The sequence below is a fragment of the Micromonospora sp. DT178 genome (assembly GCF_049841695.1).
Classification (GTDB): domain Bacteria; phylum Actinomycetota; class Actinomycetes; order Mycobacteriales; family Micromonosporaceae; genus Micromonospora.
This window is the reverse complement of record NZ_JBNCKV010000001.1, coordinates 390,950-407,929: the sequence shown is the minus strand read 5'-3', so window position 1 is coordinate 407,929 and position 16,980 is coordinate 390,950. Positions and strand designations below refer to the sequence as shown.

Sequence of the window (16,980 nt, the reverse complement as noted above, 5' to 3'; positions counted from 1 at the left end):
CACCAGGGTCGCGCCAGGATCCCGGGCCGGGGCGGGCCGTCGAGCTGGATCGATCGGGGTGGGGCGGGGCGCGAGGGCCGGAATCCTTGAGCCGGGGTGAAACGAGCATCGATGTTCAAGACCCGGGCCGCCCGGCGGCCGAAGATGGAATTCGTCAGCCGGGATCGAGCCGCCGGATCGGCGGTCGCGGGGTGCGCGGACCTGTTCGGGGAGGCCCGCAGCTCCAGCCGGCTGCGACCTCGGCGACGGCGAAACGCCGTCGCCGCCCACCGGCGGTGCCGTGCACCCCCCTGTACGGCACTCCGGTGGGCGCGGGGCGGCCCGATCGAAGGATCTTGACGGGGACGGTCGGCCGTGATCGGCTGCGCTGATGGGCGACCAGTGGCGGGCACAGTTCGACGCGGAGGTCACCTTCGCCAACGGCGGCGGGCTGCGGACGGACGGGTTCCGCCTGGACATCCCCGGCCGCGACATCACCGACGACGAGCTGGCGGCGCTGTTCGTCCGGCACCTCGGGCTGCTGATGGTGGCCGAGGTGCGGATCACCGGCCGGACGATCGTCGAGGAGCCACACAAGGGCGGCCGGGGTGTGGCCGCCGGGGCAGGTGCGGACGGCAGTTCCCGGCGACGGCTGATCGAGCTGAGCCACGTGGTCACCGACGGCATGACGACCCTGCCGGGCTGGCCGGCGCCGCGGATCACCGAGTGGCTGACCCGGGAGGCGTCCCGGGCCAACTACGCCCCCGGCACCGAGTTCCAGGTGGGGCGGATCGACATGATCGCCAACACGGGCACGTACCTGGACACGCCCGCCCACCGCTTCGCCGGGGGCGCCGACCTCGCCGCCACCCCGCTGGACCGCCTCGCCGACCTGCCCGCCGTCGTGGTCCGGGTGCCGGCCGGCACCCGCGCGGTGGACCGGCTGCTGCTGGCCCCGTACGACGTCGCCGGGCACGCGGTGCTGCTGCACACGGGTTGGTCGACACACTTCGGCACGGACCGGTACGGCGCGCCGGAGGCGCCCTACCTCACCGGGGACGGCGCCCGGGCCCTGGTCGACGCGGGCGCCGCCCTGGTCGGCATCGACTCGGTCAACATCGACGACATGACCCCGGCGGCGGCCGGCGAGCGGCCGGCGCACAGCGCCCTGCTGGCCGCCGGCATCCCGATCGTGGAACACCTGACCGGGCTCGACGCGCTGCCCCCGACCGGCTTCCGGTTCACGGCCGCCCCGCCGATGGTGGCCGGCATGGGTACCTTTCCCGTCCGCGCCTTCGCCGTGCTCGACGCCGCCTGATCGACCACCGGGCTCCAGCACCCGAACCTCCGGCTGGCGCGACCCACTTCGCGCGACTCCGCCTGCCGCAACCCGGCTGGCGCAACCCCCTTGGCGCGACTCCGCCTGCCGCAACCCGGCTGCCGCGACCCCCTTGGCGCGACCCCGGCTGGCACGACCCCGGCTGGCGCGACCCCCTTGGCGCGACCCCGGCTGGCGCGACCGCCTTGGCGATCCCGCCCGGGCGAGCCGGCCGGCGCGACTCCGGCTAGCGCGACCCCGGCTGGCGCCACCGTCTTGGCGATCCCATCCGGGTGCGAGCCGGCCGGCGCGACTCCGCTTGGCGGCCCCGGCTGCGGCCCTCGGCTGGCAGCACAAACGGGGCAGCGCCTGCGGCCGCCGGGCCTCGCTACCGCGCCGTGCCGCGACCGCAGGGAGCCGCCGCGAGCTTCGGGGCAGCGCGCGAGCGGCCCGTGACGGCAAGCTGTCGCAATGCCACGGGCACCACGCATCCCCAGCCGGTTGGCGTTCCTCCCGTTCTCCGGCAGTCGGGCCGTCGCCGCCGACCTGATCACGTGGCGGATGCTTCGTGGGCCGTCCTGGCGCCGGCTGCTGCCCGACATCTATGTCCACGTCGACGGCTACCGTGAGAACGACCACCGGATGTGGTGCGACGCCGTAGCCCTGACCCTGCCGGCGGGGGCCGCCATCAGCGGTCTCAGCGCGGCATTCCTGTGGGGCGTGGACCTCCTGCCACGCGCGAGCCCCGTCTTCGTCACGCTTCCGGGGGCGGCCCGCCGACGCTCCACCCAACGTGTGTCGGTCGACCAGAGGTCCCTCTCCGCCCGGGAGATCACCCGGTTCGCCGGCTTGCCGGTCACCACCGGCGTCCGCACGACCTTCGACCTCGGGCGGCAGCTGCCCCGGACGGAAGCGCTGGTCGCGGTGGACGCGCTGCTGCATCGACGGGTGGTCAAGCTTCCCGCGTTGGGCAGCTACCTGGACACGCACAACGGCTGGCCCGGCACCGCCCAACTGCGCGAGGTGCTCACGCTGGCCGAGCCGCTGAGCGAGTCCCCGATGGAGACCCGGCTCCGGCTCGTCCTGCACGACGCAGGTCTGCCGCTCCTGACCGCACAGCATGACGTGTATGGCGTCCACGCACAGCGTGGACGGATCCTTCTCGGCCGCGTCGACCTCGCCTACCCAGGGTGGAAGATCGCCATCGAGTACGAGGGTGACCACCACCGGGAGCGCCCCCACTTCCAGCGCGATGTGGCTCGGCTCAACGCCCTGCGTGCGGCGGGCTGGTTGGTGCTGCGCTTCACGGCGGACGACGTACTGCGGCATCCCACCCGGATTGTCCGCCTGGTCACTGACGCAATCCACGAACGCCACAACTGATCACGCCCCAGCCAACGGTGATCAGGACGCCATGGACCCTAAAACGGCCGGGTTACGTCCATGGCGTCCTGATCACCGGGTGCCCGCGCTAGGGCAGCGCGGCGAGGCGCTTGCGCGCAAGGGCGCAAGCACGCCCGCGCGTCACCGCCGCCAGCGCAAGCGGGCACCCGGGCGGGAAGGCGGGGCGCTCTCGCAGGAGGGGTGGGTCAGTAGCGGACTGAGATGTGTCGGGTTGTCGCGTCGATCCGGACCTCGCCGCCGTACGGGACGATCAGCTGCGGGTCGGTGTGACCGAGGTCGACGTCGAAGACCACCACCGCGTCGGGGCGGTAGGCGGCGAGTGCCCGGGTGACCGCCTCCCGCTGCGCGTCCGCCCAGTCCCGCCGCTCGTCGGGGCTGTGCGGTCGTTCGAAGTCCCACGCCTTCGGCCGGCCGACGAGGACCGCCGGGAAGCCGGCGAGCAGTCCCCGCTCCCCCAGGTTGCGCAGGATCCGGAACACCTCGGTGGCCGGGGGCAGTTCCTCGGAGGTCTCGACCATCAGCACCGACCCGGCCAGTTCCCCGGCGGCGGGTACCCGGTCGGCGGCCAGCAGCCAGTGCAGGATCTCCAGGTTGCCGCCCCAGGTACGCCCCTCGACCACCGTCGACGGCCCCTGCCAGCGCCAGCCCTCGCCCGGGAGCATCTCCGGCTCGTCGGCCAGCGTCGCCGGGTCCCGCCAGTCGTTCGGCCGGTCGCCCCACTCCGGTGCGGGCGTGAGGTCGTACCAGCCGGAGGTGAAGAGGGCCGCGCGCAGCGAGTCGAAGGTCAGCGGGTGCGGGCTGCCCGACCGGCCGAGGTGCACCAGCACCGACCCGCCGTGGTACGACACGATGCCCAGCCGGTACAGGTGGTTGAGCACGTTCGTGTTGTCGGAGTAGCCGAAGTACGGCTTCGGGTTGGCCCGCAGCACGTCGTCGTCCAGGTGCGGGGTGACCGTGATCAGGTCGTCCCCGCCCACCGTGGCGAGCACGGCGGTGATCGTCGGGTCGGCGAAGGCGGCGGTCAGGTCCCGCGCCCGGTCGCGCGGGTCGGCGCCGAGCACCCGGGTCGTCGGGTACTCCACCGGTTCCAGGCCGAACTCCTCGCGCAGCCGGCGCAGCCCCAGCTCGTACACGTGGGGGAAGAGGGCCGGCAGGCCGGCGGAGGGCGAGACGACCGCGACCCGGTCTCCCGGTCGGGGCTTGGGGGGATAGTTCGGCGACGTCATGACCGGACGCTACCGACCGGCGGAACCGGTTTTCCCAATCGCCGGCCCACAGACCACCTGGCGGGTGCCTGCCGGGCCGGGGATCGCCGAACTTGATCGAGAAGCCGGCGTCCTGGGCGGGGGGACGTCGGGCGCCTTCCCCGCGCGGGCCGCGAAACGCCAGTCACCGGGCACGGGCCGCCCTAGGCTGACGGCGTGGACCAGGACATACGCGACAGGCTGCCGCGTACCGCCGCGCTGCTGCTCGGCACCCTGGTGCTCGCCACGGCGTTCATCACCGCGTACGTCGGCGCGCTGCACCGGCCCACGCCGCGCGACGTGCCGGTGGGGGTGGTGCGCGGGGATCAGAAGGCGCAGGCCCTCCTCGGCGCCGTACGGAACCAGACCGGCACCCTCGAAGCAGTCGGGTACGCCGACCCGGCGGCCGCCGACGACGGCCTGCTCAGCCGCGAGGTGTACGGGGTGCTCACCACCACGGCCGAGGGCGGGCTGGTCCTGACCACCGCCAGCGCCGCCGCGCCGGCCGCGACCGACGTCGTCGTCGAGGTGCTCGGCACCGCCGCCCGGCAGGCGGAGATGCCGTTGCGCGTCACCGACGAGGTGCCGGTGGCGTCGACCGACCCGCGCGGGCTCGTGCCGTTCTACCTGGCCGTCGGGTACGTGCTGGGCGGGTACCTCGCCGCCACCGTGCTCGGCCTGGGCAACGGCACGGCCCCGCGCAGCCTGCGCCGCGCCGGTCTGCGCATCGCCGCGCTCGCCATCTACAGCCTGGTGCTCGGGGTCGTCGGCGCGGTCGTGGTCGGGCCCGTCCTGGACGTGTGGGACCACGACCTGGCCGGCATCGCCGCGAGCGGGGCGCTGGCCGTCCTCGCGGCGGCGATGATCGCCTCGGCGGTGCAGGGCTGGCTGGGGCTGTTCGGCACCGGGCTGGTGATCCTGCTGCTGGTCGTGCTCGGCAACCCCGGTTCCGGCGGCATCTACGCCCCCGAGTTCCTCCCCACCTGGCTGCGCGGCATGCACCGGTGGAACGTGCCGGGGCTCGCCACCGACCTGCTGAAGTCCGTCGTCTACTTCGACCGTCGGTCGACGGGCTGGCCGGTCGCCGGGCTCACCATCTGGACGGCGCTGGGCGTGGCGGGTGTGCTCAGCGCCACGCCGTTCCACGCCCGCCGCCGGGCCACCCGCCGCACCGCACCCGCCCCCACCAGCCAAGACGTGCCCGGCGCCGGCTGAGACGCGAGGAAGGGCCACCTGCCGTACCCCGGGCGATTGCAAGGGTCCCCCTCCTTCCCGACGGGGGACGCGGATACGATCCAGGAAGTCGGACAGCGCTGTCCTTCGTACTCGCGTAAGGAGCGCATCGTGACCGACCAGCACGACCACGACGGCCCCGACGCCGCCCTGCGGGCCGACATCCGCCGCCTCGGCACCCTGCTCGGGCAGACCCTCGCCCGCCAGGAGGGTCGGCCGCTGCTCGACCTCGTCGAGGAGATCCGCGCCCAGGTGCGTTCCGACGCGCCCACCGCCGCGCAGCGCCTCGCCGGCCTGGACGTCACCACCGGCACCAAGCTGGCCCGCGCCTTCTCCACCTACTTCCACCTCGCCAACATCACCGAGCAGGTGCACCGGGCCCGGGAGCTGCGACGCCGCCGGGCGGTGCAGGGCGGCTGGCTGGACCAGGCGGCCAAGATGATCGCCGAGCGTGGGGTGCCGGCCGAGGAGATCGCCGCGGCGGCCCGGCGGCTGGCGGTACGGCCCGTCTTCACCGCCCACCCGACCGAGGCGGCCCGCCGGTCGATCCTGTCCAAGCTGCGCGCCATCGCCGACGAGCTGGACACCGAGACCGCGAACGCGATCCTCTACGGCGCCAGCGACGAGGGCCCCGCCAACCGCCGCCTCGCGGAACTGCTCGACCTGATGTGGCAGACCGACGAGCTGCGGCTAGACCGGCCGGACCCGACCGACGAGGCCCGCAACGCCATCTACTACCTGCGCGACCTGTACGCCGAGGCCGCCCCGCAGGTCCTCGACGACCTCGCCGACACGCTGCGCGCCCTCGGCGTGGAGACCTCCCCGACCGCCCGTCCGTTGTCCTTCGGCACCTGGATCGGCGGCGACCGCGACGGCAACCCGTTCGTCACCCCGGCCGTGACCCGCGAGGTGCTGACGATCCAGCACGAGCACGGCATCGCGGCCACCGAGAAGGCGATGGACCACCTGATCGACGAGGTGTCCGTGTCCCGGCGGCTGCGCGGGGTGTCGCTCGACCTCTCCGCCAGCCTCGCCGCCGACCTGGACGCGCTGCCCGAGGTGGCGGCCCGGTTCCGCCGGGTCAACGCCGAGGAGCCGTACCGGCTCAAGGCCCGCTGCGTGAAGGCGAAGCTGGCCAACACCCGGCAGCGGCTGCGCCAGGGCACCGCGCACGTGCCCGGGCGGGACTACCGCGGCTCCGCCGAGCTGGTCGCCGACCTGGAGCTGCTGCGCGCCTCGCTGGCCCGCAACGCCGGCCAGCTCACCGCCGTGGGCCGGCTCGCCTCCACCATCCGTACGGTCTCCGCGTTCGGGCTGCACCTGGCGACCATGGACGTCCGGGAGCACGCCGAGGCGCACCACGCGGTGCTCGCCCAGCTCTACGCGGCCGTCGGCGAGGTCTCCGACTACCCGTCGCTGAGCCGGCTGGAGCGGACGAAGCTGCTCGCCGACGAGCTGACCGGTCGCCGGCCGCTCTCCACGCTGGACACCCCGCTGACCGAGGCGACCCGCAAGACGTTCGACGTGTTCGGCACCATCCGCGAGGCGCAGGACCGGTTCGGCAACGAGGTCATCGAGTCGTACATCGTGTCGATGACGCTCGGGGTCGACGACGTGCTCGCCGCGGTGGTGCTGGCCCGCGAGGCCGGCCTGATCGACGTGCACAGCGGCCGGTCCCGGATCGGCTTCGTGCCGCTGCTGGAGACCCCGGCCGAGCTGAACACGGGCGGCGAACTGCTCGACGAGCTGCTCTCGCTGCCGGCGTACCGGGCCCTGGTGGCGGCGCGGGGCGACGTGCAGGAGGTGATGCTGGGCTACTCCGACTCCAACAAGGAGGCCGGCATCACCACCAGCCAGTGGTCCATCCACCGGGCCCAGCGCGCGCTGCGCGACGTCGCGGCCCGGCACGGCGTACACCTGCGGCTCTTCCACGGTCGCGGCGGCACAGTGGGTCGCGGCGGCGGGCCCACGCACGAGGCGATCCTGGCCCAGCCGTACGGCACCCTGGACGGCGCGATCAAGGTCACCGAGCAGGGCGAGGTCATCTCCGACAAGTACTCCCTGCCGTCGCTGGCGCGGGAGAATCTGGAGCTGACGCTGGCCGCGGTGCTCCAGGCCACCCTGCTGCACACCGCGCCCCGGCAGCCCGCCGAGATGCTGGAACGCTGGGACGCCACGATGGAGCTGGTCTCCGACTCGGCCTTCCGGTCGTACCGGTCGCTGGTCGAGGATCCGGACCTGCCCGCGTACTTCTGGGCGTCGACGCCGACGGAGCTGCTCGGCGCGCTGAACATCGGCTCCCGGCCGGCGAAGCGGCCGAACACCGGGGCCGGGCTCGCCGGGCTGCGCGCCATCCCGTGGGTGTTCGGCTGGACCCAGACCCGGCAGATCGTGCCCGGCTGGTTCGGGGTCGGCTCCGGCCTGGCCGCGGCCCGCGAGGCGGGGCTGGAGGACGTGCTGGCCGAGATGCACCGCAACTGGCACTTCTTCCGCACGTTCCTGTCGAACGTCGAGATGATGCTCACCAAGACCGACCTGAGCATCGCCCGCCGCTACGTCGAGACGCTGGTGCCGAAGAAGCTGCACCCGATCTTCCACCAGATCGAGCAGGAGTACGAGCTGACCAAGCGGGAGGTGCTGGCGGTGACCTCCTCGCCGGCCCTGCTGGAGAACTCGCCGGTGCTCCAGCGCACCCTGGCCGTCCGCGACACGTACCTGGAGCCGCTGCACCACCTCCAGGTGGCGCTGCTGCGCCAGTACCGGGAGTCCGGGGCGGCGGGCCGCGCGGTGGCCACCGCACCGGGCGGCCGACGGGCGCCGAGCGACGGTACGGCGCTGGAGCGGGCGCTGCTGACCACGGTCAACGGCATCGCCGCCGGCATGCGCAACACGGGCTGAGGGGTACGTAAGGGCCCCTTCCCGACGCTTCCTGCGCGGGAAGGGGCCCTTACGGACACCACCGGCGAACCCGGCCGGGGCGGTCGTCGACGTCGGCCCTACCAGTCACCGCCGCCGAAATCGCCACCGCCGAAGTCACCGCCACCGAAGTCGCCACCGCCGAAGCCGCCCATGTCACCGCCCCCGACGTCGCCGCCGGCCTCACCGCCCTGCTCGCCGTAGCCGGTGGCGTCTCCGAAGCCCTCCTGGTAGCCGGCCTCGTAGCCGTACCCGGGATCGGCGAAGCCGGGCGAGAAGAGCGCGTCGGCGATCAGCACGCCGCCGAGGACACCCGCGCCGGCGCCCAGCGCGGTCTTCCACCAAGGGGTGGAGTACCAGCCCGCCGGCACCGGCCGGCCCTGGTAGCGCCCGCCCGGGTAGTAGTAGGGGGTGTCGCGGCCGGGCTGTGGGCCGGCCTTGAAGGTCTGCCCCTGCACGTCGACCTGACGCTCCCGGGTGAGCTGCCCGGCGCCCTGCGCGGCGGCCAGCGGGGGCAGCTCGGGGCCGGGATCGATGCCGAGTGCCACCCGGGCCGCCCGGGCGTAGGTCAGCCCCTCCAGCGCGGTCTCCCGGGCCAGGCGGTACTGCTCGACGCTGCGGGCCTGCTCCAGCTGGCTGCCGGCCGCGTTGTAACGCTCCCCGGCGTCGACCAGCGCCTGGCGCACGGCCGGGTGGTCGCCGTGCAGGTTCATCACCTGACCGCCGAGCCGCTCGTACCAGCGCTGGGCGTCGGCCCGTACGTCGGCGAGGCGCCGGGCCTCCCGGGCGGCGCTCTCCCGGCGCCACCAGACGACCGCACCCACCAGCAGCACCACGAGGATGAGCAGCGGCAGATATCTCATGTCTGCGACGTTACCCAGGCCAGGCCAGCGTCACGCCTCCGATGGACGCAGCCCGGCGGCGGCGATCGGAGGCGAGCCCGGGACGGGTCGCGCAGGGCTGCGGCGGCCCGGGCGGGACCGGGGTAGCCCGGCGGGACCGGCGCGGCCCGGCGGGACCGGCAGCGGCCCGGCGGGACCCGGGGTGGGACGGCCGGCGGCCCGGCGGGACCCGGGGTGGGACGGCCGGCGGCCCGGCGGGACCCGGGGGTGGGGCGGCCGGGGGCCGGGCTAGGGTCGCCAGCCGAGGTCCCACACGACGGCGTGCACGTCGCCGCCCGTGGGGGCCAGGTGGCCGGCGACGAGCCCCCGGTCGTTGACGAAGCCCACCCGGCCGCCCGAGCGGCCGAGATCCAGCGGGCCGAGGTCGACGCTGCGGCCCCGCGCCCAGGCCACGCCGTGCTTCGCGCCGCCGGCGACCGTCGCCTCGCCGACCACGGTGCCGGCGTCGTTGATCGCCATGGCCTGGCTGTACGAGCCGCCGAGCGTGCCCAGACCGGTGACGGCGCCGTGGTGCCACCGCACGGCGCGCAGGTCCGTCGGGGTCTGCGCGCTGCCGGCGACCTGCCCGCGCCGGTTGATGCCCACCGGGTGGCTGTCGGTGCCGCCGAGGGTGCCGAGGTCGGTGAAGACACCGTCGTGCCACAGGAAGGCGTGCCATCCCGAGCCGTCGACCCGCATGGTGCCGACCACCTGGCCCCGGTCGTTGATGCCGGTGGCCATGCTGGCCGCACCGGCCGGCGGCGTCAGCCGGACCAGCCTGCCGTCGCGCCACAGCGCCGCCTCGGTGGAGGTCCCGTCCGCGCTGTTGGTGAAGCCGACGACGTCACCGCGGTCGTTGATCGCCGCCGCGAGGGTGTCGCCACCGCGACCGGGCAGGTCGGTGCTGATCCCGTTCCGCCAGCGGAACGCCTTGCCGTACTGGCCGCTGTCGTCGGTGTATCTGGTGCCGATCACCTCGCCGCGGTCGTTGACGCCGACGGCCGAGGACGGCCCGTGGACGGCGGAGAGGTCGGTCATGACGCCGTCGCGCCACCGGAACGGCCTGGTCCGCCCGTCGGCCAGGGTGGTGGTGCCGACCGCCACGCCCCGCTCATTGACGGCGGCCCCGTGGCTGTCCGTGCCCAGCGTGCCGAGGTCGGTCAGGGTCCCGTCCCGCCACACGAACGCGTGGATGCGGCCGTCGGCGGTCTGGCTGTTGCCGAGGACCAGCCCGGAGTCGGTGAGCCCGACGGGGACGCTCCAGTCGCCGCCCAGCGTGCCGAGGTCCCGCCAGCCGACGGCGCCGTCGGGCGGCGCGGCGACCGCCGTGCCCGGAGCGGCGAGGCCAACGAGGAGCACTCCCGCCGCCACCGCGACGAGTGTCCGTACGGGACGCAGCCGACCAACCATGCCGTCTCCCTCCGAGGCCCTGTCGTCACTCTGGGCCATGTCCCCGCCTCCTGTCTGCCCCGGAACGGCCCCACCTCGCCACGCTGCTCGGCACGATCGGCCACAACGTCCATCCGCGACAAAGGCGGCGGGTGCGGCGAGAGCGGCACGGCGGCGCGCGGCGCGCCGGTCTGGCAAGCTCCGGGGGGTGGACTTCTCGACGCTGGCCGTGGTGATCGTCTGCCTCGCCGCCGGGGGCGCGGCGGGCTGGTACGCCGCCCGGAACCGCTCGGCGACCGAAATCGCCCGGCTGGACGCCACGCTGCGGGCCACCCGGGAGGGCGAGGGGCGACTCGAACAGTCCATGCGGGCGCTCAGCTACGAGGCCACCGCGCAGTCCCAGGAGGCGGTGGCCCGCGCCGTCGCCCCGCTGCACGACACGCTGCGCCGCTACGAGCAGCGGGTCGCCGAGCTGGAGCACGACCGGGTCGACGCGTACGCCGAACTGCGCGAGCAGGTCCGGGCGATGAGCACGGTCTCGGGCGAGCTGCGCACCGAGACGAAGCAGCTGGTGGCCGCGCTGCGCGCACCCCAGGTGCGGGGCCGCTGGGGCGAGCACCAGTTGCGCCGGATCGTCGAGGCGGCCGGCATGCTGGAGCACTGCGACTTCTCCGAGCAGGTCACCGCCGCCACCGACCACCAGGGAGTCCGTCCCGACCTGGTGGTCCGGCTGCACGGCGGCCGGTCGGTGGTGGTGGACGCCAAGGCGCCGTTCGACGCCTACCTGACGGCGATGGAGGCCCGCGACGAGCGGGGCCGCGACACGCACCTCGACGCGCACGCGAAGCACCTGCGGGGGCACGTCGACGCGCTGGCCGCCAAGACCTACTGGGCCGCGTTCGACAGCGCGCCGGAGTTCGTGGTGCTCTTCGTGCCGGCCGACCCGTTCCTCGATGTCGCGCTGCAACGCGACCCGACGCTGCTGGAGCACGCGTTCGCCCGCAACGTGGTGCTGGCGACCCCGGCCACCCTGGTCGCGCTGCTGCGTACGGTCGCCTACTCGTGGCGGCAGGAGGCGCTGGCGCGCAACGCGGTCGCGGTGCACTCGCTGGCCCGGGAGCTCTACGGGCGACTGTCGACCCTGGGCGAGCACGTCGGCAAGCTCGGCTCGTCGCTCGGCGGCGCGGTGACCGCGTACAACCGGGCCGTGGGGTCGCTGGAGGCGCGCGTGCTGGTCAGCGCCCGCAAGCTCGCCGAGCTGGGGGTCTCGGACCAGGAGCTGGCCGCGCCCGCGCAGATCGAGCTGGCGCCCCGTCAGCCGCAGGCCCCGGAGCTGCTCGAAAACGCCGATGCCGGGCCGCCGACCGGACGGTCGACACTGGACTGACGACCGATACCTATCACCGCCGATGTGACAATGGACGACCACCCATGTCACGAAGTGGTCACAACGAACTCGGCGGTAGTGACAGTGACCAGCGGCAGCGCGAAGGATTCGCCTCACGCGTGCCCTGTATCTGAGGGCCCTGTTCTCTGGAGGAAAGAGAACGTGAGCAAACCCCGAAACCTGAGCCGGCGGACATCCGCCGCGCTCTTCGCGTCGGTCGTGGCGGCCAGCGCCGTGACCGTGGCTGGCGGTGCCGCCACGGCGAGCGCCGCGCCCACCGCCGCACCCGACGCGTCCCAGGCCACCCCGGTGGAGGCTCTGGGCTCGCACGACGCCAAGCTGCTCGCCGAGGCGGAGGCGAAGAAGGCCCCGACCGTCACGCTGATCGTGGCCACCAAGAAGGGCGAGGCGAAGGACGTCGCCGCCGACCTCAAGAACCTCGGCGCCGCCGTCACCGAGCGGTACGACAGCATCGGCTACGTCCTGGCCAAGGTCCCCACCGCCAAGGTGGTCAAGGCGGCCACGCTGCCCGGCGTCTCCGCCGTCGACCTGGACGAGACCATCCAGCTGCCCGACCCGACGCCCGAGGTCGCCCCCTCCGGCAAGAAGGCGGCGAAGCAGGCGGCGACGCTGCCCGGCCCGGGGGCCGACACCCCGGCCGCCAACCCCTACATGCCGACGAACGAGATCGGCGCCGTCGACTTCGTGGCGAAGAACCCCCAGTGGGACGGCCGCGGCGTCACGATCGGCATCATGGACTCCGGTGTGGACCTCGGTCACCCGGCGCTGCAGAAGACCACCACGGGCGAGCGGAAGATCGTCGACTGGGTCACCGCGACGGACCCGTTCGAGGACGCCACCTGGCGCCCCATGCTCACCGAGGTGACCGGTCCGACGTTCACCTCCGGCGGCGCGACCTGGACGGCCCCGGCGGGCACCTACCGGTTCAACCGGTTCAGCGAGTCGATCACGGCCGCCAGCGACCCGGCCGGTGACGTCAACCGCGACGGCGACCGGACCGACACGTTCGGCATCCTGTACGACCCGGCCACCCACAACATCTGGGTGGACGCCAACCAGAACAACAACTTCACCGACGACGCCGTGATGCGGCCGTACAAGGAGAAGTTCGACGTCGGCTACTTCGGCACCGACAACGCGGCCACCCCGGTGGTCGAGCGGATCCCGTTCGTGGTCGAGTACCGCGAGGACGTGGACACCGCCCCCATCGGCGGTCCCGGCCTGGTGGACTACGTCAACATCGGCATCGTCGAGAGCACCCACGGCACCCACGTCGCCGGCATCACCGCCGCCAACGACATGCTCGGCAACGGCGCCTTCGACGGTGCCGCGCCCGGTGCCAAGCTCGTCTCGGCCCGCGCCTGCTCCTGGGGTGGCGGCTGCACGTACGCCGCCCTCACCACCGGCATGGCCGACCTGGTGATCAACCGCAAGGTCGACGTGGTCAACATGTCGATCGGCGGCCTGCCGGCGCTGAACGACGGCAACAACGCCCGCGCCGAGCTCTACAACAACCTGATCACCACCTACGGCGTGCAGATGTTCATCTCGGCCGGCAACTCCGGCCCGGGCCTGAACACCATCGGCGACCCGTCGGTGGCCGCCAATGTGGTCAGCGTCGCGGCGAGCATCAGCAAGGACACCTGGCTGGCCAACTACGGCTCTGCGGTGAAGAAGAAGAACGCGCTGTTCAACTTCTCCTCCCGCGGCCCGCGCGAGGACGGCGGCATCAAGCCGAACATCGCCGCCCCCGGCTCGGCCATCTCCACCGCCCCGACCTGGCAGCCCGGCAACGCGGTCCCCGAGGCCGGCTACGCGCTGCCCCCGGGCTACGCGATGCTGAACGGCACCTCGATGGCCTCCCCGCAGGCCGCCGGCGCCGCCGCGCTGCTGCTGTCGGCCGCCAAGGCGACCGACAAGGGCGTCACCCCGGCCGCGCTGCGCCGGGCGATCTACACCTCGGCCAAGCCGATCGCGGACGTTCCGACGTACGGCCAGGGCTACGGCATGTTCAACGTGCCGGGCGCGTGGAAGCTGCTGCGTAAGGGCGTGGAGACGCGCTCCTACACCTCCGAGGCCCCGGTCTGCACCGTCCTGTCCGGTCAGCTGGGCACCCCGAACCGGGGCACCGGCCTCTACAACCGGTGCGCCTCCACCGACGGTGGGCAGCGGATCGGCCAGTCGAAGAGCTACCAGGTCAAGGTCACCCGCACCAGCGGGCCGGCCGGCACCGTGAAGCACAACGTGGGTCTGCTCGGCAACGACGGCACCTTCAAGGCGCCGAAGACCGTCTCGCTCCCGCTGAACAAGACCGTCACCGTCTCGGTCACCGCCAAGCCCGCCACCGCCGGCGCGCACGGCGCGATCATGACGATCGACGACCCGGCCACCTCGGTTATCGACTTCGAGGTCTCCACCGTCGTCGTCGCCTCGAACGACGTGAAGAAGCCGAACTTCTCCTTCTCGGCCGAGGGCTCGGTCGACCGGAACGGCTTCACCTCGTACTTCGTGACGGTTCCGCCGGGCACGGGCGCCCTCCAGGTGAACCTCTCCGGCATCGCCACCGGTTCGCAGACCCGGTTCATCGCCTTCAACCCGTACGGCGTCCCGGTGGAGAGCACCTCCAGCCTCGCCTGCTACACCAACTTCTCCGACGTCAACGCCTGCAAGCCGCAGGAGCGCGACTACCAGAACCCGATCGCCGGGGTCTGGGAGATCGAGGTGGAGTCCCGTCGGACCTCGCCGTCGCTGAACAACCCGTTCCAGCTCACGGCGCGGGTGCAGGGTGTCGCGGTCGAGCCGGCCGTGGTCGAGCTGCCGTCGGTCACCGCCGGTGCGGCGACCCCGGTGACCTGGTCGCTGACCAACACCTTCGGCCCGGTCGCGGTGACCGGCCAGGGCGGCCCGCTCTCCAGCGTCCACGCTGAGCGGCCGACCATCGCCGAGGGCGCGTCGCAGGAGTACACCGTGGAGGTGCCGGCGGGCGCGACCCGCTTCACCGCCCGGATCGGCAACCCGGCCAGCGCCGCGGCCGACCTCGACCTCTACGTCTTCCGCGGCGCCGCGGAGGTCGGTCGGGCCGCCGACGGCGACTCCGAGGAGGCCGTGACCATCAACAACCCGCCGGCGGGCACCTACCGGGTGGTCGTCGAGGGTTACGCGGTGGACGGGGCCGGTGGCAGCACCGCCTACGACTACCGGGACTCGTTCTCCGCGGCGGCGCTGGGCAGCCTCTCGGCGCCCGCCACCCCGCTCAACCTGGCCCACGGCGCCACCGCCACCCTCACCGGTACGGTGACCGCCCAGTCCACCCCGGTCGCCGGTCGGGCGCTCTTCGGTGAGCTGTCCGTGGTGACCACCGAGGGCGCGGTCGTCGGCCGCGGTGCCGTCTCCATCGGCACCGTGAACTGACCCGTCCCGCACCGGAACACCGGAGCCCGTCCCCATCCGGGGGCGGGCTCCGCCCGTTCCGGCGACTTCCGTCGCGACGCACAGGCTCGGGACGTCCGGCTAAGACGGGCTCGGGGATGTCCCGCGACGCACGGGCTCGGGGTGTCCCGACGCGACCGCGAGTGGACGGGCTCCGGCCCCTCCGGTCAGTCGTGGCGGGCGATCTCGGGGCGTCCCGACGCGGACGGGCTCCGGCCCCTCCCGTCAGCCGCGGCGGGCGGTCTCGACCAGGAAGGGCGTGCCCTGCTGGCAGGTCGTGAGCAGGTCGCGCTGGACCCGGCCGGTGACCGTGACCTTCGCGCCCGCCTTCAGCAGGTCGCGCGGGCCGCCGATCAGCAGGTAGTTGTCGAGCAGCAGGCAGTTGGGCTCCACCCCGGAGGTGACGGTCCCGGTCAGGGTGGTGCCGCCGGCCGGCGGCGTCTTCGTCGGCCCCCCGGTGGGCCGCGTGGGCGGCGGCAGGGCCGGCCCCGTCGGGTCCACCGGGTCGCCGGGGGTCGGCGTGGGGATGCTCGGATCAGGGCTGGGCGGGCTGGTCACCGGCTGCGCTCCCGTCGGGGTCGGGGTGGGGGTGTCGCCGGTACCGTCCTGCCCGCCGCAGGCGCTCAGCGCCACGCAGACGGCCAGCGCGGAGACGGCGAGCCGAAGAGTCCTCATACCCGTGTCTGACGCAGCGGGGCCGCGTGCCGTTCCCGCCGGTCAGCCGCGGGCCGCGGCGGCGGCCTTCATGTCCCGCTTGAGCTCCTGCGGCAGCGAGAAGGTCAGCCGCTCGTTGGCGGTCACCACCTCGTCGACGTCGGTGAAGCCCCGCGCGGCGAGGTGGGCGAGCACCTCCTGGACGAGCTGGTCGGGAACGCTGGCACCCGAGGTCAGGCCGACCGTACGCGCCCCTTCCAGCCACGCGTCGTCGATCTCGTGCGCGAAGTCGACGAGGTGACCGGCGCGCGCCCCGGCGTCCAGGGCGACCTCGACGAGGCGTACGGAGTTGGAGGAGTTGGCCGAGCCGACGACGATCATCACGTCGCACTCGGGCGCGATCTCCTTGACCACGTGCTGCCGGTTGGAGGTGGCGTAGCAGATGTCGTCGCTGGGCGGCGACTGGAGCATCGGCAGCCGCTTCTTGAGCCGGGCCACCGTCTCCAGCGTCTCGTCGACCGAGAGGGTGGTCTGGGAGAGCCAGACCACCTTGTTCGGGTCGCGGACGGTGATCCGGTCGGCGTCCTCCGGGCCGTCCACGAGCTGGATGTGCTCGGGGGCCTCGCCGGAGGTGCCGATGACCTCCTCGTGCCCCTCGTGGCCGATCAGCAGGATGTCGTAGTCCTCGGCGGCGAACCGCTTCGCCTCCTGGTGCACCTTGGTGACCAGCGGGCAGGTCGCGTCGATCGCCCGCAGCGAGCGGGTCCGGGCCTGCTCGTAGACCTCCGGGGCCACCCCGTGCGCGGAGAAGATGACGGTGGCGCCCTCCGGCACCTCCTCGTTCTCCTCCACGAAGATCGCGCCCTGGGCCTCCAGGGTCTGCACGACGTGCTTGTTGTGCACGATCTGCTTGCGTACGTAGATCGGGGCGCCGTAGAGCTTGAGTGCCTCCTCCACGGTCTGCACCGCGCGGTCCACGCCCGCGCAGTAGCCGCGGGGCTTGGCCAGGATCACGCGCTTGCCGGTCCGGGACGTCACTTCAGCCTGAGTCACCCGCCCATCGTACGTGCCGCTCCCGAGGGCGACACGGGACGCGACCGCCACCACGGCGCCGGCCGTGGCCTG

General features: G+C 73.5%; 11 protein-coding genes. 6 read left to right on the top strand and 5 right to left on the bottom strand.

The window, feature by feature from the left end; all coding sequences use genetic code 11:
• Positions 1–370: 370 nt before the first annotated feature.
• Positions 371–1,297 carry a cyclase family protein gene (locus tag ACLQ22_RS01965; RefSeq protein WP_425690771.1) on the top strand — a complete coding sequence of 309 codons (927 nt, stop codon included), beginning with the start codon at positions 371–373 and terminating at the stop codon, positions 1,295–1,297.
• 471 nt (positions 1,298–1,768) lie between these two features.
• The gene (locus ACLQ22_RS01960; protein ID WP_425690770.1) at positions 1,769–2,680 is read left to right on the top strand and encodes a DUF559 domain-containing protein; all 912 of its coding nucleotides are present in this window, start codon (positions 1,769–1,771) and stop codon (positions 2,678–2,680) included.
• A gap of 206 nt (positions 2,681–2,886) precedes the next feature.
• Here the strand turns inward: ACLQ22_RS01960 and ACLQ22_RS01955 are convergent, their stop codons facing one another.
• Entirely contained in the window at positions 2,887–3,927 is a 1,041-nt protein-coding gene (locus tag ACLQ22_RS01955; protein WP_425690769.1) for a S66 family peptidase, read from the bottom strand.
• A gap of 195 nt (positions 3,928–4,122) precedes the next feature.
• Between ACLQ22_RS01955 and ACLQ22_RS01950 the strand changes: the two genes are divergently transcribed.
• Positions 4,123–5,160, top strand: a complete 1,038-nt coding sequence (locus tag ACLQ22_RS01950; protein WP_425690768.1) for a hypothetical protein — start codon at positions 4,123–4,125, stop codon at positions 5,158–5,160.
• 129 nt (positions 5,161–5,289) lie between these two features.
• Positions 5,290–8,076, top strand: coding sequence for a phosphoenolpyruvate carboxylase (gene ppc, locus ACLQ22_RS01945; RefSeq protein ID WP_425690767.1), 2,787 nt, complete (start codon positions 5,290–5,292; stop codon positions 8,074–8,076).
• Positions 8,077–8,174: 98 nt separating this feature from the next.
• Here ppc and ACLQ22_RS01940 read toward each other — a convergent pair whose 3' ends face one another.
• A complete protein-coding gene (locus ACLQ22_RS01940) occupies positions 8,175–8,957 on the bottom strand; it encodes a hypothetical protein (RefSeq protein WP_425690766.1) in 783 nt (260 codons plus the stop codon).
• Positions 8,958–9,224: 267 nt separating this feature from the next.
• Positions 9,225–10,385, bottom strand: a complete 1,161-nt coding sequence (locus ACLQ22_RS01935; RefSeq protein WP_425690765.1) for a hypothetical protein — start codon at positions 10,383–10,385, stop codon at positions 9,225–9,227.
• Positions 10,386–10,572: 187 nt separating this feature from the next.
• On the opposite strand from ACLQ22_RS01935, the gene ACLQ22_RS01930 reads away from it, so the two are divergent.
• A complete protein-coding gene (locus ACLQ22_RS01930) occupies positions 10,573–11,751 on the top strand; it encodes a DNA recombination protein RmuC (protein ID WP_425690764.1) in 1,179 nt (392 codons plus the stop codon).
• A 162-nt stretch (positions 11,752–11,913) separates the two neighbouring features.
• Positions 11,914–15,183, top strand: a complete 3,270-nt coding sequence (locus ACLQ22_RS01925) for a S8 family serine peptidase (protein ID WP_425690763.1) — start codon at positions 11,914–11,916, stop codon at positions 15,181–15,183.
• A 243-nt stretch (positions 15,184–15,426) separates the two neighbouring features.
• On the opposite strand, the gene ACLQ22_RS01920 is transcribed toward ACLQ22_RS01925, so the two are convergent.
• Entirely contained in the window at positions 15,427–15,876 is a 450-nt protein-coding gene (locus tag ACLQ22_RS01920) for a hypothetical protein (RefSeq protein WP_425690762.1), read from the bottom strand.
• Between the two features lie 42 nt (positions 15,877–15,918).
• Entirely contained in the window at positions 15,919–16,908 is a 990-nt protein-coding gene (locus ACLQ22_RS01915; RefSeq protein ID WP_132233380.1) for a 4-hydroxy-3-methylbut-2-enyl diphosphate reductase, read from the bottom strand.
• Positions 16,909–16,980 lie beyond the last annotated feature (72 nt).